Below are 25753 nucleotides of genomic sequence, written 5' to 3'. Positions count from 1 at the left end.
TCCCGATGTTTCCTCTGGGTGTGCGATTACCGCGACTAGGAGAAAACCATGCCCAACGTCAAGCGCAGCCTCGCGGCCGCTATTGCACTTGCGACCATGACCAGCGCCTCTGCTTTTGCAGAGGAATCAGCTTTCAGCCAGGTTATTGCCTTTGGTGACAGTCTGACCGACGTAGGCAACTACGACGTATTTACCAATGGTGGTGATGCCAACGATATTGCCATCAACATCCTCTCTCAAAATCTGGGGCTGGGCCCTGTGACTGCTTCCTGCTCTGGAATGCAATCTCCTTTCTGCCTACCAGCTGTTGATCCAACATTGAGCCCTGCGGAACTTGAAGACTCAGTTTCAATGCAAGTTACCAGCGGTGCGCTTAATGCCGGTAGTGTTTGGGCTGTAGGTGGCCACAAAGCTGCTGATGTATTAATGAATGTGATTGGCACCGAGAACTATTTAGCTTTCCTTGAAGCCAATGGATTGCAAGATAGCCCAGCCCGACACAACGTCCTCAGTGCGCTGATGCCTCATGTCGGAGCTGATGGCCGTCCAGCCTACCCAGATTCTGAGCTTTTGGGCCTACTGCTTCTAAAGCAGGAAGAAGCTAAGCAACTGGCAATTAAAGCGAAAACTGCACAATTACAAGGTGATTTGGCCGCTGCAGTTGATCTTGGAAAGCAAGCGGAAGCAGCCAAAAATGAAGCCGGGCAGGCATTACAAGCGATTGTTGCCTCCACCGGTACCTCTGGAAACCCACACCCATTAGGCCGTGGTTACCTGGAAACCACCTCTGGAACAGCTGATGCCAATGCCCTCTACTGGGTCAATGGCGGCGGCAATGATCTGCTTAGTGGTTTTAGTAGTTTCGCTGCCGGTGAGATGAGCATTGAAGAAGCTACCGCTGAAATCGGTATAGCTTCCGCCATGCTGGCAACTGCAGCCGGAGCCCTGTCTGGTGCAGGCGCCAACTATATTCTGGTATCCAATGTACCCGATATCAGTAAGACACCTGCTGTTTATGCAAAGATTACCGCTGATTTAAATACTGCTGTAGAAGCAGGCCTCATGACTCAGGAACAGGCTGATGCAAAGCTGGAATCTTCTTTACAGCAAGCCAGCGCAGCCTCCGAAGCCTTTAACGCCAGCCTGCTAGCACAAGCCAAAGATATTGATGGCGTGCTGATGGTCGATCAGGCCGGCTTGCTCAAGGTGGCACTGGAAAACGCCGGCCAGCTGGGCCTTTCCGCTGAGTTCGACCAAAGCCAGTACTGTTACGACGGTAGCGGTGGTGAATGTATTGAGCACCCGGTTTACGGAATCAGCCAGGATACTGCTGACGCCTCCAAACTGATATTCAACGATACAGTACACCCGACGCAAGTTGGTCAGCAGGTACTCGCCGACTACTACACCGCTATCGTTAACGCGGCCCAGGTTGCCGGTCAGTTGCCTGATATCGGTGCCCAGGCGGCCCGCACCCACACCAACAGCCTGGATGAAAACCTGGCCGGTGTTCGTTATAGCCAAGCCCAAACTGGCGTGTTTGTGGGCAGCGTCTTCGGTGACATTGATTACGATAACGGTTTTGCCGCAGATATGAGCGGAGATAGCAATGCTAACCTGATCGGAATGACCTACGCCCTGCGCGACAATCTCGAACTAGGTTTGGCAGTGAGCCGCTCCGATATTGATGTGGACAACGCCCGCTCCGATATCGAGTCCACTTCCACTAACTACAGCCTGTTCGGCCGCTTCCACCACGATATCTTCTTCGTAGAAGGTAGCGCCACCCTGACGGACGTGGACTTCGACCAGGTGAACCGCGCCCTGGCTCTTGGCAATAGCTTCTCCTCAGAACTGGAAGGAGATACTTCCGGAGAAAACACCACCCTGAGTTTAACTGCAGGTGCCAATCTGTTCAGTTACTCCAGCTTCCAGTTCGGCCCCTTTGTTGGTTTAACTCGTGCAACTATGGAAGTGGATGGCTATACCGAAGACGCGATTGAGGGCTTCACCTATAGCGACTTGAATGGCAACGAGTTTGACCCGCTGGGTATGAACTATGGAGACCAGGAACGTCGTTACACCACCATGCGTTTTGGCGCCTTTGCCAATAAGAGCTGGAATACCGTTAACGCCTACGCCCAGCTCTGGTATGAAGATACTCGTGGTACCGACGAAGACACTCTGGAAGTTGGTGTTAAGTCCATGGCGGGCAATATGAATGCCATGCCCAGCTACTCTAGCGTAGATCAGGGCCTGTTCGACGACGGTATGGGCCTGATCGCCGGTATTCGCTGGCAAGCCGCTGAGTCTATTGCGCTGAGCGCGAATGTGACTTCTCGCCCAACGGCAGAGTCGGCTTCCGTCAACGTAACCTACCGCTTCTAGTCCTGCGATAGCCTTTATGTTTATGTGCCTCCCAACTGGGAGGCACATTCTTCTCTCCACGCCCTTCTTCGAAACAGCCAGACTCAACTCTCGCCAACTGCTGACTGCCAAGGCAAAATAAGCGTTCAACTCAATATAACTGTGCGCCCTGAATGTTCCAAATTAAAACGCCCAATCTGGTTTTACTCGAGCTAGGAAATGATGATGCAGAGCTGATGCTCAACCTGCTCAACGACTCCGACTTTTTACAGAATATTGGTGATCGAGGTGTGCGTAACCTTGAGCAGGCTCGCCAATATATCGAGAACGGCCCCGTGTCTATGTACCGACAGCATGGTTTTGGCCTTTATAAAGTGGAGCTCAAGGATGGAACTGCAATTGGCATCTGTGGCCTGATCAGGCGTAATGGTCTAGATGATGTGGATATCGGCTTCGCTTTCCTGCCGCAGTACCGGGGCAAAGGCTATGCCCTGGAGGCCTCACAGGCCATAATGCTCCACGGCCAAAAAGCCTTAGGCCTGTTGCGTATTGTCGCAATCACTCGACCAGATAATACGCCCTCAATAAAGCTTCTGGAAAAAATCGGACTCAAAACTGAAAAGAGGGTCACATTGCCCGGAGAGACAGAGGAACTACTGCTAATGGCCTGGGAGGCTGAGAATAACTGCTCTAAGGCATAGCAACAGATTGTTTCATATAAGAAAGTTATTGACTGTTATTGTCAGGCCCGCTTCCTTGAAGAGTTTCTCTCTTACAGAAAAGAGTGCCCCTCTCTATTACCTTACAATATCTAAGGTTTCTCGTTGACATACCCGAAAGCTGGGCTAGTCTCCTTTTACCAACCAGGAGAAGACAGCCATGATTATCGCGACAGATATGCCTGAAGTCAGCAGGTGTGCCGCCACTCAATGTGCCTACAATGCTGACGATGGCTGCCATGCCAGAGCTATCACTATTGGCCACGGGACAGATCCCGATTGCGATACATTCTTTACCAACTCGAAACATACTAGCAGCTCTCGCACTGCCGGCGTTGGCGCATGCAAAATGGAAGACTGTAAGTTCAATGACGATTTCGAATGCTCCGCTGAAAGTATTGAAGTTGGCCACACTGGCAACACAAACAACTGCCTGAGTTACACTCATTAAATTGATCATCGAAAGTCATTCGTAAAAAAAGCCCGACAATAATAGATTGCCGGGCTTTTTTGCATATATATGTTGGCTTCTAAGTTTATGTCTTAGCCAAATTCAATTCACCGCCTGCAAATCAGCCTTTGTTTTCTGAGTGCTATCACTATCTCGTGTCTCCCACACAATACCTTCCACATCTGCAAACTGCTTAAATAGATACTGGTAGTGGGCATCCAATACTTTACGTTTAATCTTCAAGGTGGGAGTTAAGAACTCATTTAGTGGAGTCCACTCCTCTTTGCAGATAAATATAGTCTTGATGCGTTCGTGATGAGGCAAGCGTTCATTTACTGTCTCCAATATTCTTTGGAGCTGTTCATTGACTTCGGTACGAGGCATTTTTTCTGCAGTTTCAGATAGTGTTGCCAACATTACCGGCTGATCCATTCCATGACCAAGCACACAAAGTTGCGCCAGAAGTGTCTCATTCCCAAAGTGCCCCTCTAGGCGACTGGGCTGAATAAATTTTCCTTTACTGGTTTTAAAAGTCTCAGAAATTCGGCCGGTAATATGTAACAGCCCATCCCCATCAATATAGCCCGAGTCTCCGGTATGGTAATAGCCGTCACGGATAACTTCCGCTGTTTTCTCAGGCTCCAGGTAGTAGCCTTTCATGAGGGAGCCACTCTTGAATAATATTTCTCCCTCATCAGAAATCTTCAACTCACAGCCATGGTATGTTTTGCCTACCGTACCCGGTACTGGCTCCTCCCCCGGCAACACAAAGCAACCATAGATAAAGTTTTCTGTCATGCCATAGCCATCGGCAATCTGCATTCCCATACGCTCATACCAGCGCAACAACTCAATGGAAATAGGCGAGGCTCCTGTTACCAGCATTCTCGCCTGGTCCAGACCAAGACCTGTACGCACCTTATTTTTTAGCCAGCTGCTCAATCCTGGTATGCGCAGTAAAACATTTTGTAATGCTGGTGGAATTTTTTCATCTATACCCTCTTTAAACTTGGTCCATAGTCTGGGGACTGAAAAGAACATCGTGGGTCGAGTACGCTGCAAATCCTCAAGGAACGTATCCAGGGATTCGGGAAAATGCACCGGGGTACCCGAGTAGAGGCAGTGAAATTCTACCAGGATACGCTCTGCAGCATGGGCCAGTGGTAAATAAGAGAGAACACGATCAGCCTCATTAAACCCGTAACCCCGAATCATATTTGGTACAACAAAAATTACTGAAGACCAGGTGTGCATAACCCCCTTCGGATTACCGGTGGTTCCAGAGGTATACATAATGGTAAAGAGATCGTCTTCATCGAATACCGGGCTTTCCTCGTAACGTTCACTGGCGTTTATAACCGCTTCGAGTTCCTGATCACAATGAATCTCACAACGCTGAATCGCTACACTCGGCAGAGAGTCTGCAACTTCCTGCAATGCAGCATTGTTATCCGTGGCACCACAGAAAAGTAGTTTTGACTCAGAGTGCTGCAAGACATAGGACATGGAAGACGCAGACTGCCCAGGGTATAGGGGTACGCTCACCATCCCCGCCAGCATGATACCTACATCCACGATAATCCAGTCTGCACAGTTTTTGGCATGGATCGCGATACGATCCCCAGGCTCAAATTGGCTAAGCAGGTAACCCGCAATCCTTCGGGCTTTGTCCATCACCTCATACCATGTGTATTCTCTCCATTGACGCCGCTGCATCTGGCGGAGAAATACTGTTTCTGGCTCTTCGGCCTCTCTCTTATAGAGGAGCTCCAGAGGCTGGAGGCCTTTCACCTTTTCGTATCGTTCTTCCGGGGTCATCGCTTTCCTCACTCATTATTGTGTTTATTGTGATCTGATGTGTTATTACTGCACCTAAGTACCATATCAGTGCAGTATGTTGCGCCCAGAGTATTTACCCTAGTTACCGTTTAGAACTAAATTACCACTATCGTCAGCCCTGGCTAAGACCAGAACTAAGGTATGGCAGTCGCAACACATAAGAAAGGCAGAATCTTCTTATCCTTATTATTCATCCAAAGTTACTGAAGATATGCGGTTAGTGCAATTCCTTGTGCCACCCTAAAAACAGTTATTTTTTATTAGATAAAATTAGACTGATCAGTCTGTGAGGTAGGTAGGAAAGTTCGCCAAATTGAAGTCTCAATAACTTTGTTGAAATAATCTGTGACTTGTCGACTTAGGCAACTGTACGATTAGCAACGGCAGCACTGAAGTTAAGGAAACCGAGCCACTAGTTAATAAGGCAATCAACATGTTTTTAAACATTAAACTTCAAATTTTAAAGCACCCCTAATTAGTGTAAATATTTGCAGCCTGCCGCCATACAAATGTTAAATTTTTTCCCAGGATAGAAACCTGTACAAATTGATAAACAATTTAAAACAGAGAGACAAACCTATACACAACTCTAAAAGACATTAATATCAAATTTCTTACTATTGTTACCCCAAATAAAACGCCCATTGATATAGCTTATAAAACCTTAGAAAACGAAGAGGCGAAAAAACAGAAGAAAGCATGTGAAGGAGTGAACTACAAACTCTAACAGTTTACAGATGCTGTCCGGAATTTTAAGTAAGAAAAGAAGAGAAACAGCTTTAGAGGTATTCAGTCAAAAGATTTACCAAGGGCAAATGAAAAATTTTCACTTGCCCCTGGTCTGCACTAGCCTACCTTCTCCCCGTGTGCCTGCTTATCCGCATGGTAAGAAGAGCGCACCAACGGGCCACAAGCTGCGTGCTTGAAACCGATTTGTTCTGCATAGCGGCGATATTCTTCAAACTCATCCGGGTGGACATAGCGCTGTACAGGCAAGTGCTCCTTGCTCGGCTGTAAATACTGGCCGATGGTGAGCATATCGATATCGTGCTCACGCATATCATCCATTACCTGGAAGATTTCTTCCTTTTCCTCACCCAGACCCACCATCAAACCAGACTTGGTTAGTACATCCGGGCGGCGTTTTTTATATTCCTGTAGCAACTTCAGGGACCATTTGTAATTAGCTCCAGGACGGGATTCCCGATATAAACGGGGCACAGTCTCCAGGTTGTGGTTAAATACGTCCGGTGCCTCCTTCTCTAGAATATCCAGCGCAACATCCATGCGGCCACGAAAATCCGGAGTCAGGATTTCCACCTGCAGATCTGGTGACAGCTGGCGAGATTCACGGATGCATTCCGCAAAATGCTCAGCACCGCCATCGCGCAAATCATCACGATCCACCGAGGTGATCACTACATAGCGCAGGCTCATGGCGGCAATGGCTTCAGCCAGATTTTTGGGTTCTTCCGGATCGAGGGGATTGGGTTTACCGTGGCCCACATCGCAGAATGGGCAGCGGCGCGTACAAATCTCCCCCATGATCATAAAGGTCGCTGTACCACCACTGAAGCACTCCCCAAGATTTGGGCAGCTTGCCTCTTCACACACTGTGGAGAGCTTTTGCGAGCGCAATATGTTCTTGATACGGTCCACCTCTTTGGAGGCTGGGACTTTTACACGAATCCAATCCGGCTTACGCAAAACGGTATCACTGGCAATTACCTTGACTGGGATACGCTCGACCTTATCACCGTCGCGTAATTTTTCCCCCTGCTGGAGGCGGCGGGTGCGCTTTACCGGCACCAGATCGGGTTTTTCAGCCATTACTTAATTCCTGCTGTTCCGCGCTCAGTTGCGCCAAAGTGTGTTCGTCTAGTGGCTGCCACTCTGCTGAAGGCAGCTCGAGCGTGCGCAACAATTCGCACACAAAAATTTCTGCCACTTGCTTCCAAGTAGGTGTCTCTTGCAGTAACTCGGCCATTTGCACCATTTCCATACCTGCGTATCCACAAGGATTAATCCGGTGGAAGGGGGCCAAGTCCATATCGATGTTGATGGCAATACCGTGGAAGCTGCAACCACGGCGTACTCGCAGCCCAATGGAAGCAATCTTGCTACCACTGCGGGGGCCGCCCTCAGTCAAATACACTCCGGGAGCATCAGCGCGGGGGCGGCAGCAATGCCAAAGGCCTTAAGCATCGCGACAGTGGCGCTCTCCAGTGCCGTCACAAGGTCACGCACGCCAATTTTGGCCCGACGCAAATCCAGAAGTGGATAAACTACCAATTGCCCAGGGCCGTGATAGGTAACCTGCCCACCACGATCCACCTGAACTACCGGGATATCCCCAGTATTCAGCAGGTGTTCGGCTTTGCCGGCCTGTCCTTGGGTGAATACAGGCTCGTGCTCCACACACCATATCTCATCAGAGCTATTTTCATCGCGGAGGTCAGTGTAGCGAGACATCGCGCGCCAGACGGTCTCGTAATCTCGCTTGGCGAGGTTGCGCACAACGGTCATCAAAGCACCATATGCACCGCTGGGTGCTCTTTCAACTCTTCAAACAGAGCTTTGAGCTGATCTTCACCGGTAGCGAGGATAAAGAATGTCATTGAGGTGAATTTACCGGTGCTACTGTCGCGCAGGGTAATTCGATCTTCATCCAGCCCGGGGGCATGGCGACGCATCACTTCCAGTACAAACTCGTGCGCTTGGTCATTGGCATCCCGCACCACTTTGACCATATAGTCTTCGCAGGGAAACTCAATTTTCGGGGGTTGCTGATTGGGGTCTTGGCTCATACCACTCTCCGAGGTCCGGCTGTCAGGTATTAAGAAAAAGCTTAGGCACAGCCGGGCGGCGATTATACAGCGAGCAGTGTGCAGTGGACAGGGAGTGGCAGGGGGAAGTAGGCAGAGAGTTCGGGGAGCTGGCCAGGGGTGGCTAACAGCCACCCCTATCTCATAAGCTTGGTGAAGTTAGTTAAAGAAGCTGATCACGAAGCGCTTGATGGAATCCCACATCCGCTTAAAGAAACCGGCGCGCTCCACATCCTCCGCCGCTACGGCTTTCACATCGGCAACTGTCTGGCCATCCAGAGTCACAACAACTTTGCCCACTGGTTGGCCTTTCTTAATCGGAGCCTCCAGCTCACCATCAACAATCAGATCAGCTTTAATACCCTCTTCACCACCGCGGGGGATAGTGACAAAGATATCCTTCTCCACTGCGATACCAACGTTGGGCTCCTTGCCACCCCACACTCGCTCGGTTTGCAGGACTTCACCCTGGCCGTACACCTTGTGGGTCTGGTAATAACGAAAACCGTAAGCTAACAGCTTCTGAGTCTCCGAAGCCCGCTTCTCGTCACTGTCAGTACCCACCACGATTGCAATCAAGCGCATACCACGCTTCATCGCAGAGGCCACCAGGCAGTAACCGGCCTCTTCAGTGTGACCGGTCTTGATGCCATCTACCGCAGAGTCACGCCACAACAGGCGATTGCGATTGGGCTGGTTGATACCGGAATAGCTGAAATACTTTTCAGAGTAGATATCGTAGTGCTCAGGGTGATTGGCGATCAGCGCGCGGGCCAGGATGCCCAGATCACGGGCAGTAGTCATATGCCCTTCAGCGGGCCAGCCAGTGGCATTAACAAAATTGGTATTTTCCATACCCAGAAGTTCTGCCTGCTGGTTCATTACCTCAGCAAACACTTCTTCACTACCAGAGACATGCTCCGCCAGGGCAATACTGGCGTCGTTTCCGGATTGAATAATAACTCCGCGCATCAGGTCCATAACTGGAACCTGGTCGCCAACCTTGACGAACATCTTCGAGCCGCCCTTCCGCCAGGCTTTCTCGGAGATACGCACTTTGTCATCTTCTTTGATACTGCCTTTGAGCATCTCTTCCGAGACAATGTAAGCCGTCATCATTTTGGTAAGACTAGCGGGGGGCACCTCTTTATCCGCTTCGTGCTCTACCAACACCTGGCCGGTATTGGCATCCACAAGTAGGTATGAGGTGGCCGCCAGCTGGGGCGGAGCCGGAATGAGTGATTGCGCCTGGGCCAGGCCCGCACAAAGCAACAGGAAAGAGCAGGCGATAATCCGTGTGATCATAGGTGAGAGTCTCGTTAATCCTCGTGTTCGTAGGCTGGCTGTTAACCCAATATTCATTTTAAAAGATTAATACACGACCATGGTCTGTCACCAAATGCCGTCAGCCAGGAATGTTGACAAAATACAAGAAAATTCGCGCCATTGCGCAGTATTTTGTAAACGGCTATTCAACTGACCGTCACCTATAGTAGCGGTCGCTGACTGCCAGAGCCTAGTGCAGGGCTCGTTGAAACATCAGACTTGGCTATTTATTCATATACCACCTGGGGATCACCCAACTGGTTCTTCTGCACGGTTTCCCGAGCGGTAGCCAGAGCCCTCTGCTGAGAAATTGGCCCAATACGCACCCGATAAAATGTCTTGCCACTACGCGTTACAGGACTGACAGAAACAGGATAGTCAATTGAAGCCGTCAGCTGTGCACGGATCTTCTCCGCCTGGCTGGCATTACGGTATGCACCAACCTGAAGAAAGGTATTTTCCGGTAACTGAATCGTCGTATCCTGCGGCAGGCTACGTGTAACGTCACCGGCCAGTATAGTTTCAGTCACAGGAGGCAGAGAGGCCGGGTCCAGCGCTTCTACCTCAACCCGTGCAATCCCTTTATCCACATACCCCAACTTCTGAGCGGCAGTATAACTTAGGTCGATAATACGCCCATGCACAAAGGGGCCACGATCATTTACGCGCACAATAATACTGCGGCCATTATCCAGGTTGGTTACCTTGGCATAACTGGGTAGTGGCAAAGTTTTGTGCGCCGCGGACATGGCGTACATGTTGTAGATTTCCCCATTGGCAGTACGGCGGCCATGGAACTTGGTGCCATACCAGGAGGCTTGGCCCCTCTCCTTATAACCTTTGACCGCACTGCGCACATGGTAAGTAACGCCCCTTACTTTGTAGGGAGATTTGTTTCCGGCTGGGCCAATGGGCTCGCGTACAGGAGTTGGCTCAGGTGTAGCCAGCATATCCACCGGGGCTGCTGGGCCGCTATCCTCAACGCTGTCGAAATCTGAATCGGCTTGCTTACCCGGCTGGGTTTGCGGCCCCCCACAGGCCATCAAGAATAAAGCGGCGAGGAGGGCCCCACGCCGCAAACTGCACTGAAACATAATCCCCCCGGCGCGCGGCAACCACTAGTTGCCGTCTCCAAGCCGCTATTATCTGAAACTACTTAATAAAATAGAAAGTTTTTGATTACAGGTGGCGCCATTGGTTCCACGATACTGGCAGTTTTTGCCGGTATGCGGCTATTAAGCTCTGCCTAGGATTTCCCTCCACGCGCTTTGACGATTTCCTGAGCCAACTCATTTACCGCCATAGCGTAGAGGCGGCTGCGGTTATAAGTGGTAATGGTGGAAAAATTATTGAGCCCCAACCAGTACTGCTTGCCCTGCCCTGTCTGCAGGGAGAAGACAATTGCCGGCATTTCCGGAGCAACCTGACTCGTCGCGTTGAAGCCTTTTTCTGCCAGCTCTCCCACAGTCCACTCTGGCAACAGGGTGTCATTGACGATTGTCATATCCGCATTGGGGCGCGGGCTCGCCAGCACGGTAACCGGCTCACCGGGTTTCCAGCCATGTTTGGCTAGATAGTTAGCCACACTACCAATAGCGTCAGTAGTGTTATTCCAGATATCCACCTTGCCGTCATTGCTGAAGTCCACGGCATAGGCACGGTAGCTCGAAGGCATAAATTGCCCGTACCCCATTGCACCAGCATAGGAGCCCCTAAGTGCAAGGGGGTCCATTTCCTGATCCCGGGTCAGAAGCAGGTAATTTTCCAGCTCTTTGGTAAAAAACTGTGAGCGGCGTGGGTAATTGAAAGCCAGTGTAGAAAGCGCATCCAGCACCCGGTAGCCTCCCATATTGCCACCGTAGCGGGTTTCGATACCGATGATGGCAACGATCATTTCAGCCGGCACACCGTATTTGTTCTCGGCTTCAGCCAGGGCTTCCTTGTTCTTATCCCAGAAATCAACACCACCGGCGATGCTCTGTGGGGTCAGAAATAGCTTGCGGTATTCATACCAGGGCTTGGCTTTTTCAGCCGGGCGCCTGATTGCCTTGAGTATCGAGTCTTTGCGCTTGGCCTCACGCATTAATTCCTGCAGCTCTTTGCGGTCAAATTGGTGCTCTTCCACCATGTACTCTACGAATTTCTGTGCATCCGCATTGTCACCATGACCGGGCTCCTGTGCGCAGGCGGCCAGGGCCAGCCCCATCCCAACCAATAGTCCCGAGGTCCACTTCAAAACGACCGCTCCTGTCTTCATCTCGCGTCTCTACACATCCAGTTATTAATGGTCAGCGCAAACTTTCAAAAATGCACTCTGCGCCGTTCTGTCCCTACAGCCATGAGGATACCGAATCCTGCCATCAAGGTAATCAGTGAGGTTCCCCCGTAGCTGATAATTGGCAAGGGTACCCCCACCACTGGCAGTAATCCTGTAACCATACCAATGTTTACAAACACATAGACAAAAAAAGTGAGCGTTATACTCCCCGCCAATAGGCGACCAAATAGGTGTTGCGCCATAAAGCTGATATAAATGCCACGCGCTATAACCAGGACGTAGAGTAATAGCAGCAACAATACACCGCGCATACCCCACTCCTCCGCCAGTACCGCAATAATAAAGTCGGTGTGGCTTTCCGGCAGGAAGTCCAACTGAGATTGAGTTCCCTGTAAATAACCTTTGCCATAGACGCCACCCGAACCAATAGCAGCTTTGGAATTAAAAATATTCCACCCTGCGCCAAAGCGGTCATCATGGGGGTTGAGCAGAGTTAGGATTCGCTGGCGCTGATAGTCACGGAGGCCCCACTGCCAGATCGGCCAAGCCGAAACCAGAACACCCAAGCCCGCAGCACCAATCATTTTCCAGCTCAAACCAGCGAGATAAAGTGCAAACAGGCCTGAGGCCGCAATCAAAATTGAAGTGCCCAAATCAGGCTGGCGCACAATCAGCGCAGCCGGCACTGCCACAATGGCCAAGGCTCCAAAAACAGTCATCAAAGATGGTGGTTGCGCACGCTGGTGCAAGAATGCAGCCACCATCATCGGCACCCCCAACTTCATAATTTCTGATGGCTGGAAGCGGAATCCGGCAATTTCCAGCCAGCGCTGCGCACCCTTCGCACCAGTGCCAAATAGCAGCACCCCGACTAGCAAGGCGCAGCCCCTAAATAAGCCCATGGCGACCAACGCCGGTAAAAATCCAAGGGTATCTGGGCAACAATAAACATGCCCACAAATGCCAGACACATAAAAATAGACTGGCGCCGCACATAGTTTATATCTCCACCGGAAGCACTAAAAAGCACTCCCAGGCCAACCGAAGCCAACACCAATAGCAGCACTAACAAGGGCACATCAATATGCAGGCGACGAGCCAGGCTTACCGGCTTCCTGAGGCTGCCATGTGCATCGGACAGCCGGTGGGAAAAATCACGGCTAGCCATTATCCGCCCCCTCAGAAAAACTTACATCTGCGGTCGTATTGACTGCTGATTCGGTTCGCGGCACCCACTCAGCAAATAATTCCCTAGCCACCGGCGCAGCCACCCCACCACCGGCTTCACCGTTCTCTACCAATACCGCAACAGCGATACGTGGCTTTTCCACCGGCGCAAAGGCCACAAACAGCGCGTGGTCGCGATGACGCTCCTGTAGCGCCTCAGAGTCATAGCGAGCTCCCTGGGCGATGCCCACCACCTGGGCAGTACCTGATTTACCAGCGACACGAAAATCCAGATCTTTGCCAGCTCGCTTACCTGTGCCATAGCTTCGATTAACTACAGCGTCCATCCCCTCAAATACCAGATCCCAATTATCCGGATGAGCTTCCAGGTTGTGCAGTATTTCCGGAGGCTGTTCGGCCCCATTAATAGTTTTCACTATCTGGGGACGATAGTGAGTACCGCGATTCGCTAAAGTAGCGGTCATAACTGCCAACTGTAGCGGAGTGGCCAGTACAAATCCCTGTCCCAGCACCGCGTTGAGACTATCCCCCGGGAACCAGGGCATGCCTCGCGCACCGCGCTTCCAGTCCCGAGAGGGAAAAGGCCGGAACGCTCCATCGGCAGGTCAATACCGGTTTTGGAGCCCAGGCCAAAGTGGGTTGCAATGTCGTGCATGCCGTCGATATCCCAGCGGTGTGCCATATCCCAGAAGTAAACGTCACAGCTCTGTGCCATCGCCTGGATCAGGTCCACCTTTTCACCATGCCCCCAGCGGACATGATCCCGATATATACGAGGATCATTCGGCAGTTTATAGAAACCCGGGTCCTTGATTTTGGTCTCGCGAGTGATAAGTCCCGCCTCAAGCCCTCCAAGTCCCATTAATGGCTTCAGGGTTGAGCCGGGCGGATATTGTCCTTGCACTGCGCGGTTAAAGAGCGGCACATCAAGTGAGTCGCTGAGGGCCCGATAATCGGCAAAGCTAATTCCGGTTACAAACAGATTTGGGTCGAAGGAGGGCTTGCTGACAAATGCCAAAACACCACCGGTGTTAACATCGATCGCCACTACAGCCCCACGGCGATCTCCCAGTGCATCGGAAGCCACCTGTTGCAGGTGCGCATCCAGGTGCAGGGTCAAGTCGGCGCCGGGCTTGGGATCCTGGCGTTCCAATACGCGCAATACCCTTCCCCGCGCATTGATCTCCACATTTTCATAACCCACCTCACCGAGCAGGGTTTTCTCGTAAGAGCGCTCCAGTCCCACTTTGCCGATACTATTGGTACCGCGATAGAGACGCACGTCTTCTTCAGTGAAGTTACTCAGGTCGCGATCGCTAATGCGACCTACATAGCCAACACTATGGGCAAACAAATCCCCCAGCGCGTAATAGCGCACCAATTCGGCCTGCACTGAAACGCCGGGCATACGAAACTGATTGACGCTTATCCGTGCGATTTCCTCTTCGCTCAAACGAAAGCGGAGAGGCACCGGCTCAAACGGCCGACGGCGCTTCATGCGCTTGCGGAATTTAGACACATCGCTATCTTCGAGGCGAATTAAATGACCGATTAATTCAAGGGTTGCGTCCAGATCCTGCACTCGTTCACGGACAATAGAAAGGTTGAAACTGGCCCTGTTGTCAGCCAGCAATATTCCATTGCGGTCGTAAACCAGCCCCCGTGTGGGAGCCACCGGGCGCACCTGAATACGGTTCTCATCGGACTGGGTGCGGTAATCGTCGTAATTAACAACTTGCAGGTTATAGAAACGAGCTACCAGAACAGCCAGTAAGGCGATCACACCGACAATAGCCACCAACATACGGTTGCGAAATAACCGCTGCTCCGTGTGTGGGTCCTTAAGGTGATGGTCGTGAGGCATTAGAATTTATTTGAATGAATTTGACTGGCGCGCGAAAAGTCTAATCGCCTACATTACCACAGGGAATGTACGGAGAGAGAACTTGAATTGGCAAATCTCTCCGCCATTCATCGCAAACACTTTACTTGTGGTAAGGGTGCCCCGCCAAAAGTGTCCAGGCCCTATAAACCTGCTCTGCCAAAACCACTCTAACCAGAGGGTGTGGCAATGTCAGTGGTGACAGGGACCAGCGCTGATGTGCATTTGCCAAGCACTCTTGGGAGAGGCCATCGGGACCACCGATCAGCAGGCTGACATTTTCTCCCAGCAGTTGCCAATCGCGCAGCTGACCAGAAAGCTGCTCGGTACTCCAGGGTTTGCCCTTCACATCCAGTGCCACTACATAATCGCGCGGACCGAGGGCTGCAAGCATTGCCTCCCCCTCTTTTTTCCGCGCCTTTTCGATCAACGCTGCAGAACTTTTCTGGCCGCGTTGCCCAAGAGGAATTTCCACCATTTCCAAGGATATTTCGCGGGGCAAACGCTTGGCGTATTCGGCATATCCCTCCTGAACCCAGCCGGGCATTTTCCCCCCGGCGGCGAAAATTCGGATTTTCACCCCACTTAGTCCTTGTGAGGGTCACTGCCATCGGCATCATCACGGGTATTCGGTGTCATCGACCAGAGCTTTTCCAGGTCGTAGAAATTACGCACATCAGCCAACATGACATGTACGACTAGATCGCCATAGTCCACCAAAACCCACTCGCCCTGCTCTTTGCCCTCAACACCAATCGGGCGCACACCTTCCAGCTTAAGTTCATCCACCACGTTCTCTGCCAGGGACTTCACCTGACGGCTGGAGGTACCTGTACAGATCACGAGGTTGTCCATTACATCGGAGAGTTCAGATACGTCCAGCGCAACAATGTCTTTGCCTTTCAGATCTTCCAGAGCCTTGAGCGCGATATCTTTAATATTTGTCATAACACCTTGATTCATTACTGGTCACCAATGGCAACCGCTTTTGTATAGAGTTGATGGTCTTCAATGTATTGCAATACGGTGGCCGGCAACAAAAATCGCGGCGACCGACCACTATTCAATAACTGGCGAATTTCAGTCGCCGAGATAGGCAACATGGTCTGCTCGCGCAATACCAAGCTTCCATATGCCTGCTCGCGCAAATCTTTTGCTGCCCCTTGATGGCTCTGTAGCAAGTCCATCAGTTCTGGGTTGCCCCCCGCATCACCGCTTTCTGGAAGATGCCAGCCGGGGCGGGTCACTACCACCAGGTGTGCAAGCTCCAATAGCCTCTGCCAGCGGTTCCACCTATGCAGGGTCAACAGGGAATCAGAGCCCATACAAAAACTGATGGATACGTCCGAACCCAGTTCTTTGCGCAACTCCTCCAGGGTATCCACCGTATAGGTATCACCGCCACGATTTAGCTCCCTCTCGTCCAGCTGCAGCTCATCACAGCCCTGCAGGGCCAAAGCCAACATGTCGCTGCGCTGGCGCGAGGAAACCCGGGACTTTGGCGATGGCGTGGCTGGTGGCTGGGAAGCAGGCGCATTTCATCGAAATCCAGGGCCTGGCGCAGTTCCAGCGCCATGCGCAGGTGGCCAAAGTGCACCGGATCAAAAGTGCCGCCGAACAGGGCTATCGTATGCCGCTTAGTCGCCAAAATTACCTCGTTACTGGCTCATGAATGAGGGCCGGAATTAACGGCGAATGTGCCCATCCCCAAACACAATCCACTTCTGAGAAGTGAGCCCCTCCAGCCCCACCGGGCCTCGGGCATGGATTTTATCAGTACTGATGCCGATTTCCGCCCCCAGTCCATATTCAAATCCATCGGCAAAGCGTGTTGATGCATTGATGATCACCGAGCTGGCATCCACTTCCGCCAGAAAGCGACGACTGCGCGTGTAATTTTCAGTAACAATCGCCTCAGTGTGTCCTGAGCCGTAGCGGGCGATATGGTCCATCGCAGCATCCATATCTGCCACCACCCGAATGGACAGTACCGGGGCCAGGTATTCTTCACTCCAATCACTTTCTTTGGCCTCTGCGCACTGGGGCAGTATCTCGCAGGTACGGGCACAGCCACGCAATTCCACACCTTTAAGCTCATAGGCTTCTGCCAAACGCGGCAGCATTCGCTCTGCAATCCCCTCCGCCACCAGTAGGGTTTCCATGGCGTTGCACACGCCATAGCGATGGGTTTTGGCATTCAGGGCAATCTCAAACGCCTTCTGTTCATCGGCCAAGTCATCGATATAAACGTGACAAACACCGTGCAGGTGTTTGATCACCGGTACTCTGGCCTCACGGCTGACCCGCTCAATCAGGCCAGTGCCACCTCGAGGAACGATCACATCCACATAATCTGGCATGGAGATCAGGGCACCAACTGCCTCGCGGTCACTGGTGCCCACCACTTGCACCGCCGTTTCCGGCAATCCCACTTCCCGGAGCCCCTGGGTAATACAGGCCGCGATCGCCTGATTCGAGTGCAATGCCTCACTGCCACCACGCAAAATAGTGGCGTTACCGGATTTCAGGCATAAACTCGCCGCATCAATCGTCACATTAGGGCGGGATTCATAAATAATCCCCACCACTCCCAGGGGTACACGCATCTTGCCCACCTGGATACCACTGGGGCGATAACATAAGTCCTCAACTTCTCCCACTGGGTCAGGCAGGTCCGCAACCTGCAACAACCCCTCAATCATTGCGTCGATGCGCTCATCATTGAGTTCCAGCCGATCGAGCAGCGCCGCATCCAGACCGCGTTCACGACCCGCCTGCATATCCTGAGCATTGGCCTCAGCCAGTTGAATCCGTTGAGCTTCCAATTCTGCGGCAATTGCCCGTAGAGCGCGGTTCTTACTATTGGTATCGGCTCTCGCCATTAGTCTTGAGGCAGAGCGAGCGGCGCGGCCCATCTGTTCGAGTTTGACGCGGGTGGATTGCTGATCAGTGGTATTGGTGGCGGTCACTTGGCGCTCCGTGCGAAATCCGGTCGGCCGCGCAGTATACCCCAGTGGCTATGGGTTGAAACGGCATAAATATAGGATGCCAACGGAAAACAGGTCGCATTCTTACTCCCTCGCCCAGCGGTCCAGGTTCTCGGCGATACTAGCGAGACGCATCAAGGGGTCCTCAACGGCCAACAACTCTACTCGCGCCTTATCCTCTAGGGGAAGCAACTGGGCGAGCTGCCAGGAGAGGGCATCTGCAGAGTCGACACTATCGAACTTGAGTGACAACATCTCAGCGCGATCCTTCAGCTCATCAAGCACCGATAGCAGGCCATCGCAGTCTGCGGGAATGGGTTTGGGCTCTTCGTTTGGCAACCATTCAACCTCCCCGAACAATAAACCGTTATCAGCGCGCTCGGTGCTGGCAATGCGGAAGCGACGCCGACCAACCACCTGTACATTCAATAATCCCCCTCTCCCTGGCTCCAGTCGACAATGTGTACATAGACACCGAGCGGCCATACGGAGGCGTGTCCTACCTCCCCTCCGGAGCGGATCAATACAACGCCGAAGCCGCTATCACTTTTCAGTGACTCGCTGACAAGATGTAGGTAACGCTGTTCAAAGATACGCAATGGCAGGGTGACCCCCGGATACAGGGCCATACTCAGGGGAAAAAGGGGAATCTTTTGCAATGCTGTTCTCACCAGTTAGCTCATTTTGTAAAGATACCACCCACAGTACTACTCCTAGATAAATAGGAAGGGCGTTTTAGCGCCAATCCGCAGAACTGCGACAGAGTTTCCGCTTTATCCAAGTAATTGCCGGTGGCATGCTCGCCCTACACCCATTAAGCTGCTGCGGTTTATCAACCGAATGGAGACTATTGATGCCCAAAGCAACAGCCCGCCATATTCTGGTAGAGAGCGAAGGCAAGTGCCTGGAACTGAAGCAGCAAATCGAGAATGGTGCAGATTTCGGCAAAATCGCCGAACAGCACTCCCAGTGCCCATCAGGCCGTTCCGGTGGGGACCTGGGCGAATTCAGCAAAGGCATGATGGTGCCCGAATTTGACAAGGTCGTATTCTCCGAGGAGCTCCACAAGGTGCACGGCCCGGTGAAAACCCAGTTCGGTTACCACCTGCTGGAAATTACCAGCCGCCAGGATTAATTGCTTGCGAATTAATCTACAAATAAAAAGCCGGGCAACAGCCCGGCTTTTTATTTGTAGAGAGGGAATTCCCTCAGGCCTTGGCTGCGCCCTCAGGAATGTCCACTTCTCCCTTGTCCACTGAAGAGCCAGCACCCAGCGGCTTAAATATCACCAGCAACAACGGCAGCAGAGTGAGTGATCCAAGCAATGCTGCAGACATCGCCAGTGCGGTCAGTAAGCCAAAGTAAATTGAAGGCACAAACTTGGACAGCGCAAGAATTGAGAAGCCGGCAATAATCGTAATTGCCGTATAGAACATCGCGCGGCCAATAGTCGCATGGCTGCGATGCATGGTCTCCAGGTAATTGCCGTCTTTGGCGAATTCCGCACGGAATCGGTACAGGTAGTGAATCGCATGATCCACACCGATACCCACAGTAATCGCGGCGATGGTGATAGTCATCATATCCAGTGGAATACCGGCGAGACCCATACCACCTAATACCACACAAGCAGCGAGCATATTAGGCACCAGCGCAATAATAGCGATCGACAGGGAGCGGAATAACACCAGGAACATCAGCAGGATGCCCACAAATACCGCACCCAGCGTCAGGATCTGGGACTTAAACAGGCTCTGCAGCATATTGTTATACAGCACCAGCAAGCCGGTCTGGTGGATATTTTCCGGCGCTATGCCCATTTCATTGTGGGCGTAGTTGTAGATACGCTCGATCAATTCGCTACGGCGCAAATTCGGATCGGTTTCCATCACCCGCAAAGTGATACGCGCCTGGTTGTTCTCAACAGAGAGATAGGGATTAACCAGCACGCTACTGATTTCAGGCGGCAGGCTGGTGTTGGCTACTGCCAACTCAAAGTCATTGAGCTGACCGCCTTTTAAATCGCGAGCCACCTTAAACAGGGTCGCCAGGGACTGGACCTTGCCAATTTCCGGCTGCTGCTCCAGGTAATCGTGTAACTGTTCCAATTTGGTGAGGCCGGCCACAGTAAACCAGTAACTCTGCTCCTGGGACTCCTCTTCTCCACCGAAAGGATCATCAGAGGCGAAGGGATCTTCTTCAACCGCGAACGGGTCCTCCTCCGCCTCCATGGCAAAAGGATCCTCCTCACCTTCGAAGGCCGGTTCCGCTTCCTCCGGCTTGTCGAGGATAATATCCAGGGTCACAGTGCCACCCAGGCGGCGGTCAATCACCAACATGCCCTGGTAGATTTCAGTGGAGTCATCAAAGTAATCGATAAAGCGGTTTTCCACTTTCAGCTGGGAAATACCCACCACACTGACCACAGCTGCCAACAGGGAAACGCCCAGTACGATGAATTTATGGCGCTCAGCAAAGCTGGAGAAACGCAGGGTAAACGCGTGCGAATTATCCTGGCTCACCTTGCCCTGGCGCTTGGGCAGGATCATCAGGAAGCTGGGGATAATCAGGAATGACAACACCAGGGCCAGAGTTACACCCATGGTCATCATCCAGCCGAAATCAATCACCGGACGGATACCGCTCACCACCAACGACACAAAAGCAACGATCGTGGTCAGGGCAGTGTACAGACAGGGCTTGGCCATAAAGCGCACCGTCTGCAGCACCAATTCCTCGCGCCCCCATTGCGGATTCTGCGCAATATATTCGCGATAGCGCACTGCCAGGTGGATGGTGATCGCCAGGGTAATAATCAGCAGTAGCGCAACAAAATTGGCGGAGATCACCGTCATGCGCCAGTCGAGCCAGCTGAGCAGTCCCAAAATCATCACTGCTGTAGTGACACAGGTAAGTAGTGGCAACAGTACCCAGCGCGGCTGGCGGAAAATCAGTAATAAGGTAAGGATAATAAAGGCGAGGATACCCACACCAAAAACCACCAGATCACTCTTGATAAAGGTAATCATGTCTGAGGTGATCATGGTTACACCACCGAGGAACAGTTCCGCCTCGCCTTTATAACTGGCGAGAATCCCACGCACCTCATCAACCCGTGCCCGCGCTTCCAGCTCCTGGGCCGTTCGGTGTTCCAGATAAACTGCGCTTACCTCTTCCAGACGCTTAGCCTCTTCCGGGCTCAAACCCTCGCTATTGCGCTTGCGGCGCAGGGCGTCGCGCTCGCGCACCAATTCGATACCACGGCTGTCCAGTTTCAGGTTGGCAAGCAGCGCGGTCGTCTGGCCATCTGGACTTAGAATAAGCTCGCGGTAAATAGGACTGGAGAGGAACTCCTGCCGAGCCAGGTCCCTGTCAGTATCCGGATTGGACAGGGTGCGAATCTCGTCAGTGATATCGGTTAAAGACAGCTTGGGGCTGTACAACAAGGGCACATCGAGAATGGTTTGTACACTGGAAACGCCATCTACCCCGGCCAGCTCATCGCGCAGCTTGGCGAGAGTCTGCAGAGACTCGTCGCTAAACAGATCACCATCGTTGTAGCGGTACGTCACTACCAGGAAGTCGCCACTGGCGTAGCGCTCGGCAATCTCACGGAAATAGTCCAGGGATTTGTCCGCTTCCAGAGTTAGGGAGTCAGCGGAGGCATCGATCTTAAAGCGGGGCAGGCCCATAGCTGCCACAAGGGTGAGTAAGCCAACAACCATTAACACAGCCACAGGCCGTTTGGTCACCAGGTATTCGTAGCAGGTCTTGAAAGCTGACAGCATAAATTTCCGCTTATATCCAATAAATCAGTGGGCCGCGATGCGGCGCATATTTTGATCGCCCTGGCGGTGAATACGCAAATATAAAATTTGCAATATCACGGCGCTATTGGAAATATTTTCAGGGAGTATCGATATGTCCCAGATCGCGCTCGGGAAACAGCAAGTCCCGAACGCGCCGTTTGAGTTCTTTTGCTCCGGGAAAGCCGCCATCACGCTTGCGCTCCCAGATCAAATTTTCACCAATACGGATTTCAAATACTCCTCCAGTTCCGGGTTGTAATGCAACCTGTTGGAGGTCATCGGCAAAGGTATACAGTAGTTCCTGGGCCATCCAGGTGGCTCGCAGCATCCAGTTGCACTGCACACAGTAATGAATCGTGATGCTCGGTTTCACGGTTCTAGCCTCCCTCCAGTCTACTCACCCCAATGCGGAAGCAGCTTTTGTTCTACCCCCAGCTGGTCTAGTAGTCGTGCCACCACAAAGTCGACAATATCCTCAACTGTGCTCGGCTTTTGATAAAAACCGGGGCTGGCGGGCAGAATCATCGCGCCCATACGAGTGAGTTTGAGCATATTTTCGAGATGAATCTCCGAGTAAGGTGCTTCGCGTGGAACCAATATCAGCTGGCGGCGCTCCTTCAGGGCTACATCAGCAGCTCGCTCAATCAGATTGTTGGAGGCTCCACAGGCCACTGCTGACAGAGTGCCGCCGCTGGCTGGACAAACCACCATACTTGCCGGCGCTCCTGTGCCTGAGGCCACAGGAGAGAACCAGTCCCGTTTACCGAACAGGGTCAGCTGCCCCTCCTTTGCCGCAAAGCGATCGGCAAGAAAGCCCTGCAGGATATCATCATCACCCTCGGGCAGCTGCAGGTCTGTTTCCGTATTGATTACCACCTGAGCCGCATCAGACAATAACAACCAGACACGCACGTTAGCGGCGAGCAGGCACTGTAACAAGCGCAGGCCGTACTGGGCTCCAGAGGCCCCGGTCATGGCCAGGGTAACGGTTTTATCAAAAGTAGGTTGCTGCAAGGTCAATCCCTCGGGTTTCTTGATGGGAAACCCAGGGGTTGCCCACCGGTATTCTTTTCTAGACTGGGCGATGGTATTTCTGTTCCAGAGCGCCGATCAGGCGCTGGTGGATACCACCAAAACCTCCGTTGCTCATCACTACAATATGGCTGCCCTCACCCGCAAGCTGGAGCGCAGATTCCACTCCCCCTCAATGGTGTCAAAAACTTTGGCTGGAACCGGGGAGTGGTGGGTGACTTCATCCAGAGACCAGTTCATTCCCTGTGGCTGATACCACAACACCATATCCGCACCGCTACAGGAGTTTGCCAGCTGGCCCTGGTGCACGCCCATTCGCATAGTATTGGAGCGCGGCTCAATCAGGGCGATGATCTTATCTTCCCCCACCTTGGCCCTGAGCCCATTTAAGGTGGATTCAATTGCTGTGGGGTGGTGGGCAAAATCATCGTAAACACGGATACCTGCCACTTCACCCAAGCACTCCATACGGCGCTTCACCCCCTCAAAACGCCCCAATGCGACGGCACTCAATTCCGGTACAACACCCACGTGTCGAGCTGCAGCCATGGCGGCGAGGCCATTGCGCACATTGTGCATACCAGTGAGTTCCCACTCCACTCGCGCCACCTCAGCCCCTTCAAGCTGCACAGAGAAGCTGCTGCCATCCGCCGCAATATCGTGAGCCAACCAGTCTCCCGTGCGAATGCCCGGCGGGCCTTCAACACCGAAACGCTGTACCTCAGTCCAACAGCCCTGCTCGAGAACCTGTTCAACATTTTCCTCAGCTGCAGCAACAATCAGACCATTGGCCGGTACGGTACGTACCAGGTGGTGAAACTGCCGTTGTATCGCCGCCAGATCATCAAAGATATCCGCGTGATCAAATTCCAGATTATTGATGATCACTGTGCGTGGGCGGTAATGCACAAACTTGGAGCGCTTGTCGAAAAAGGCAGTATCGTATTCATCCGCTTCCACAATAAAGAAGGGAGACTCCCCCATACGTGCCGACACACCGAAATTGCCAGGCACACCGCCGATCAGGAATCCAGGCTGCATATCTGCCGCTTCCAGAATCCAGGCCAGCATACTGGCAGTGGTGGTTTTGCCATGGGTACCGGATACTGCCAGCACCCAGCGTCCACCGAGGAAGTGGTCACATAACCACTGGGCGCCAGAGGTATAAGGCAAACCTTTTTCCAACACCGTCTCTACTGCGGGATTACCCCGGGACATGGCATTACCAATAATGACCAGATCCGGGGCTGGCTCCAATTGTGCCGGGTCATAACCCTCGGTGATCTGGATACCCGCCTGCTGCAACTGGGTGCTCATTGGTGGATAGACGTTCGCATCGCTGCCGGTGACCCGGTGTCCTTCGGCCACGGCCAACTGGGCCAGACTGCCCATAAATGTGCCGCAAATACCTAATATGTGGATATGCATGGCGGAAATGTGTACTCCTGCTGGTTGCGGCGCAAGCTTAACATGGCAAATCAAGCCAGTAATTGCCAAATCCCGCACTTGCAATGCAATTTACTCGCTATTCCATTAGACTCCGCCCCCGCACTGGTCGGCCTCATCCCCTGTACGGTGGTAGGAATTTTCCAACAATGGCCGACACCCGATACGAGCTCCCGGAATTCCCTACTAGTACCGCTAATTGAATAGTGAGTACTGGGAAGAATTACCGGATCGGGACACTTCCCTAGATTTCTACGAATACAGGATAACCATGTCGAAGAAGAACGCCTTTTACGCACAGTCCGGTGGTGTGACTGCCGTGATCAACGCATCCGCCTGCGGCGTAATAGAAGCTGCCCGTGAAAACCAGGACAAGATTGGCAAAGTCTACGCGGGGCTGAACGGCATCCTCGGCGCACTGCGCGAGGAACTGATCGACGTGAGCCAGGAAAGTGTGGAAGACATCGCCGCGTTGCGCCACACCCCATCCGGCGCCTTCGGCTCCTGTCGTTACAAGCTGAAAAGCCTGGAAGAAAACCGCGCGGAATACGAGCGCCTGATCGAAGTGTTCAAAGCCCACGATATCGGCTACTTCTTCTATAACGGCGGCGGAGATTCTGCGGATACCTGCCTGAAAGTATCCCAACTATCTGAAACCATGGGCTACCCAATCCAGGCCGTACACATTCCCAAAACTGTGGATAACGACCTGCCGCTGACCGACAATTGTCCCGGCTTTGGCTCAGTGGCCAAATATGTAGCGGTATCCACCAAGGAAGCCGCAATGGATGTCGCCTCCATGTGTGCCACCTCCACCAAAGTCTTTATCCTGGAGGTGATGGGCCGCCACGCGGGCTGGATTGCCGCAGCGGGTGCCCTGGCCCAGGAAGAAGAAGGCGATGCACCGCATATTATCCTGTTCCCGGAAGTGGCCTTCGATAAAGAAAAGTTTCTCGCCAAGGTACAGAAGACCGTGGATGAAAAAGGCTACTGCGTTATTGTCGCCTCAGAAGGCGCCCAGTACGCAGATGGCACCTTCCTCGCCGATGCCGGCACCACCGATGCTTTTGGCCACAAGCAATTGGGCGGTGTAGCCCCGACTCTTGCCAATATGATCAAGAGCGAACTGGGCCTGAAATATCACTGGGCACTGGCCGACTACCTGCAGCGCGCTGCCCGCCATATCGCCTCCGCCACCGATGTGGAGCAGGCCTACGCCGTTGGTCGCGCCGCTGTAGAAATGGCGGTAGCCGGCAAGAACGCGATTATGCCGGCAATTATCCGTGCAGAAGGTGAAGAGTACAGCTGGTCTATCGCGGAAGCGCCGCTGTCTGAAGTGGCCAACGTGGAAAAATTCATGCCTGAAGAATATATCAGCGAAGACGGCTTCGGTATCACTGAAGCGGGACGCAAGTACCTGCTGCCGCTGATCCAGGGTGAGGATTACCCCCTACAAAAACGGCATCCCCCAGTACACAAAACTGAAAAAGCAGCTGGTGGGAAAGAAGCTGGACACTGAGTTTAAAGCGTAATCTAAAAACTCTTTAGCCCTGGTTCAAAAAAGCCCCCGAATAAAACCGGGGGTTTTTTATTGGCGCAGCTGG

18 protein-coding genes and 6 pseudogenes are annotated in these 25753 nt (G+C 52.5%); 5 read left to right on the top strand and 19 right to left on the bottom strand.

Translation table 11 applies throughout. The features are described 5' to 3' along the window. Positions 1 to 48: 48 nt before the first annotated feature. The 3 genes from P3339_RS04590 (at position 49) to P3339_RS04580 (ending at position 3537) form a co-directional block, all read left to right on the top strand. The gene (locus tag P3339_RS04590) at positions 49 to 2388 is read left to right on the top strand and encodes an autotransporter outer membrane beta-barrel domain-containing protein (RefSeq protein ID WP_282952550.1); all 2340 of its coding nucleotides are present in this window, start codon (positions 49 to 51) and stop codon (positions 2386 to 2388) included. Positions 2389 to 2540: 152 nt separating this feature from the next. After that, on the top strand, positions 2541 to 3068 hold the full coding sequence (locus P3339_RS04585) for a GNAT family N-acetyltransferase (RefSeq protein WP_020412469.1): 528 nt from the start codon (positions 2541 to 2543) through the stop codon (positions 3066 to 3068). Positions 3069 to 3246: 178 nt separating this feature from the next. Continuing rightward, positions 3247 to 3537, top strand: a complete 291-nt coding sequence (locus P3339_RS04580) for a DUF1540 domain-containing protein (RefSeq protein ID WP_020412468.1) — start codon at positions 3247 to 3249, stop codon at positions 3535 to 3537. A 102-nt stretch (positions 3538 to 3639) separates the two neighbouring features. Here P3339_RS04580 and P3339_RS04575 read toward each other — a convergent pair whose 3' ends face one another. The 15 genes and pseudogenes from P3339_RS04575 to P3339_RS04505 all read right to left on the bottom strand — a co-directional run bounded on the left by P3339_RS04575 (position 3640) and on the right by P3339_RS04505 (position 18533). Further along, complete coding sequence (locus P3339_RS04575) at positions 3640 to 5355, bottom strand: AMP-binding protein (RefSeq protein ID WP_020412467.1); 1716 nt, start codon at positions 5353 to 5355, stop codon at positions 3640 to 3642. An 867-nt stretch (positions 5356 to 6222) separates the two neighbouring features. Next, positions 6223 to 7206, bottom strand: a complete 984-nt coding sequence (gene lipA / locus P3339_RS04570) for a lipoyl synthase (protein WP_020412466.1) — start codon at positions 7204 to 7206, stop codon at positions 6223 to 6225. Beyond that, positions 7199 to 7902, bottom strand: a pseudogene (gene lipB, locus P3339_RS04565) (lipoyl(octanoyl) transferase LipB). The gene lipA and the pseudogene lipB overlap by 8 nt, the downstream one beginning before the upstream one ends. Continuing rightward, complete coding sequence (locus P3339_RS04560; RefSeq protein ID WP_282952549.1) at positions 7902 to 8183, bottom strand: HP0495 family protein; 282 nt, start codon at positions 8181 to 8183, stop codon at positions 7902 to 7904. The pseudogene lipB and the gene P3339_RS04560 overlap by 1 nt, the downstream one beginning before the upstream one ends. Positions 8184 to 8360: 177 nt before the next feature. Beyond that, on the bottom strand, positions 8361 to 9506 hold the full coding sequence (locus P3339_RS04555) for a D-alanyl-D-alanine carboxypeptidase family protein (protein WP_020412463.1): 1146 nt from the start codon (positions 9504 to 9506) through the stop codon (positions 8361 to 8363). Between the two features lie 248 nt (positions 9507 to 9754). After that, entirely contained in the window at positions 9755 to 10621 is an 867-nt protein-coding gene (locus P3339_RS04550; RefSeq protein WP_020412462.1) for a septal ring lytic transglycosylase RlpA family protein, read from the bottom strand. A gap of 152 nt (positions 10622 to 10773) precedes the next feature. Continuing rightward, positions 10774 to 11784, bottom strand: coding sequence for a lytic murein transglycosylase B (mltB, locus tag P3339_RS04545; RefSeq protein ID WP_502867316.1), 1011 nt, complete (start codon positions 11782 to 11784; stop codon positions 10774 to 10776). Between the two features lie 44 nt (positions 11785 to 11828). Further along, positions 11829 to 12973: pseudogene (gene rodA, locus P3339_RS04540) on the bottom strand (rod shape-determining protein RodA). Then, positions 12966 to 14857: pseudogene (gene mrdA / locus P3339_RS04535) on the bottom strand (penicillin-binding protein 2). The pseudogenes rodA and mrdA overlap by 8 nt, the downstream one beginning before the upstream one ends. 121 nt (positions 14858 to 14978) lie before the next feature. Continuing rightward, a complete protein-coding gene (gene rlmH / locus P3339_RS04530; protein WP_282952547.1) occupies positions 14979 to 15455 on the bottom strand; it encodes a 23S rRNA (pseudouridine(1915)-N(3))-methyltransferase RlmH in 477 nt (158 codons plus the stop codon). A 5-nt stretch (positions 15456 to 15460) separates the two neighbouring features. Continuing rightward, positions 15461 to 15838 (bottom strand): ribosome silencing factor, encoded by a 378-nt coding sequence (gene rsfS / locus P3339_RS04525; protein WP_020412457.1) that lies wholly within the window; start codon positions 15836 to 15838, stop codon positions 15461 to 15463. Beyond that, positions 15838 to 16451: pseudogene (nadD, locus tag P3339_RS04520) on the bottom strand (nicotinate (nicotinamide) nucleotide adenylyltransferase). Before nadD ends, rsfS begins: the two are co-directional and overlap by 1 nt. Before the next feature lie 109 nt (positions 16452 to 16560). After that, the gene (locus P3339_RS04515; protein WP_282952546.1) at positions 16561 to 17844 is read right to left on the bottom strand and encodes a glutamate-5-semialdehyde dehydrogenase; all 1284 of its coding nucleotides are present in this window, start codon (positions 17842 to 17844) and stop codon (positions 16561 to 16563) included. A 102-nt stretch (positions 17845 to 17946) separates the two neighbouring features. After that, the gene (locus tag P3339_RS04510; protein WP_282952545.1) at positions 17947 to 18291 is read right to left on the bottom strand and encodes an LON peptidase substrate-binding domain-containing protein; all 345 of its coding nucleotides are present in this window, start codon (positions 18289 to 18291) and stop codon (positions 17947 to 17949) included. Then, the gene (locus P3339_RS04505) at positions 18288 to 18533 is read right to left on the bottom strand and encodes an LON peptidase substrate-binding domain-containing protein (protein ID WP_282952544.1); all 246 of its coding nucleotides are present in this window, start codon (positions 18531 to 18533) and stop codon (positions 18288 to 18290) included. Before P3339_RS04505 ends, P3339_RS04510 begins: the two co-directional genes overlap by 4 nt. 182 nt (positions 18534 to 18715) lie before the next feature. Here P3339_RS04505 and P3339_RS04500 point away from each other — a divergent pair, with 182 nt between their 5' ends. Then, complete coding sequence (locus P3339_RS04500) at positions 18716 to 18997, top strand: peptidylprolyl isomerase (RefSeq protein ID WP_020412453.1); 282 nt, start codon at positions 18716 to 18718, stop codon at positions 18995 to 18997. A 73-nt stretch (positions 18998 to 19070) separates the two neighbouring features. On the opposite strand, the gene P3339_RS04495 is transcribed toward P3339_RS04500, so the two are convergent. From P3339_RS04495 to mpl, 4 genes and pseudogenes are all read right to left on the bottom strand, one after another. Further along, positions 19071 to 21650 carry an efflux RND transporter permease subunit gene (locus P3339_RS04495; protein ID WP_020412452.1) on the bottom strand — a complete coding sequence of 860 codons (2580 nt, stop codon included), beginning with the start codon at positions 21648 to 21650 and terminating at the stop codon, positions 19071 to 19073. A gap of 118 nt (positions 21651 to 21768) precedes the next feature. Further along, the gene (locus tag P3339_RS04490) at positions 21769 to 22044 is read right to left on the bottom strand and encodes an Rdx family protein (protein WP_026304984.1); all 276 of its coding nucleotides are present in this window, start codon (positions 22042 to 22044) and stop codon (positions 21769 to 21771) included. A gap of 20 nt (positions 22045 to 22064) precedes the next feature. Then, positions 22065 to 22646 (bottom strand): flavin prenyltransferase UbiX, encoded by a 582-nt coding sequence (locus tag P3339_RS04485; protein ID WP_051089485.1) that lies wholly within the window; start codon positions 22644 to 22646, stop codon positions 22065 to 22067. 97 nt (positions 22647 to 22743) lie between these two features. Then, a pseudogene (gene mpl, locus P3339_RS04480) lies at positions 22744 to 24131 on the bottom strand (UDP-N-acetylmuramate:L-alanyl-gamma-D-glutamyl-meso-diaminopimelate ligase). Positions 24132 to 24420: 289 nt separating this feature from the next. Here mpl and P3339_RS04475 point away from each other — a divergent pair. Next, a pseudogene (locus tag P3339_RS04475) lies at positions 24421 to 25681 on the top strand (6-phosphofructokinase). Positions 25682 to 25753: the final 72 nt, after the last annotated feature.

Origin of the sequence: Microbulbifer sp. MLAF003 (assembly GCF_030012965.1) — a bacterium.
GTDB lineage: Bacteria > Pseudomonadota > Gammaproteobacteria > Pseudomonadales > Cellvibrionaceae > Microbulbifer > Microbulbifer variabilis.
The sequence above is the reverse complement of the archived record's forward strand: the minus strand, read 5'-3'. Positions and strand labels throughout refer to the sequence as shown.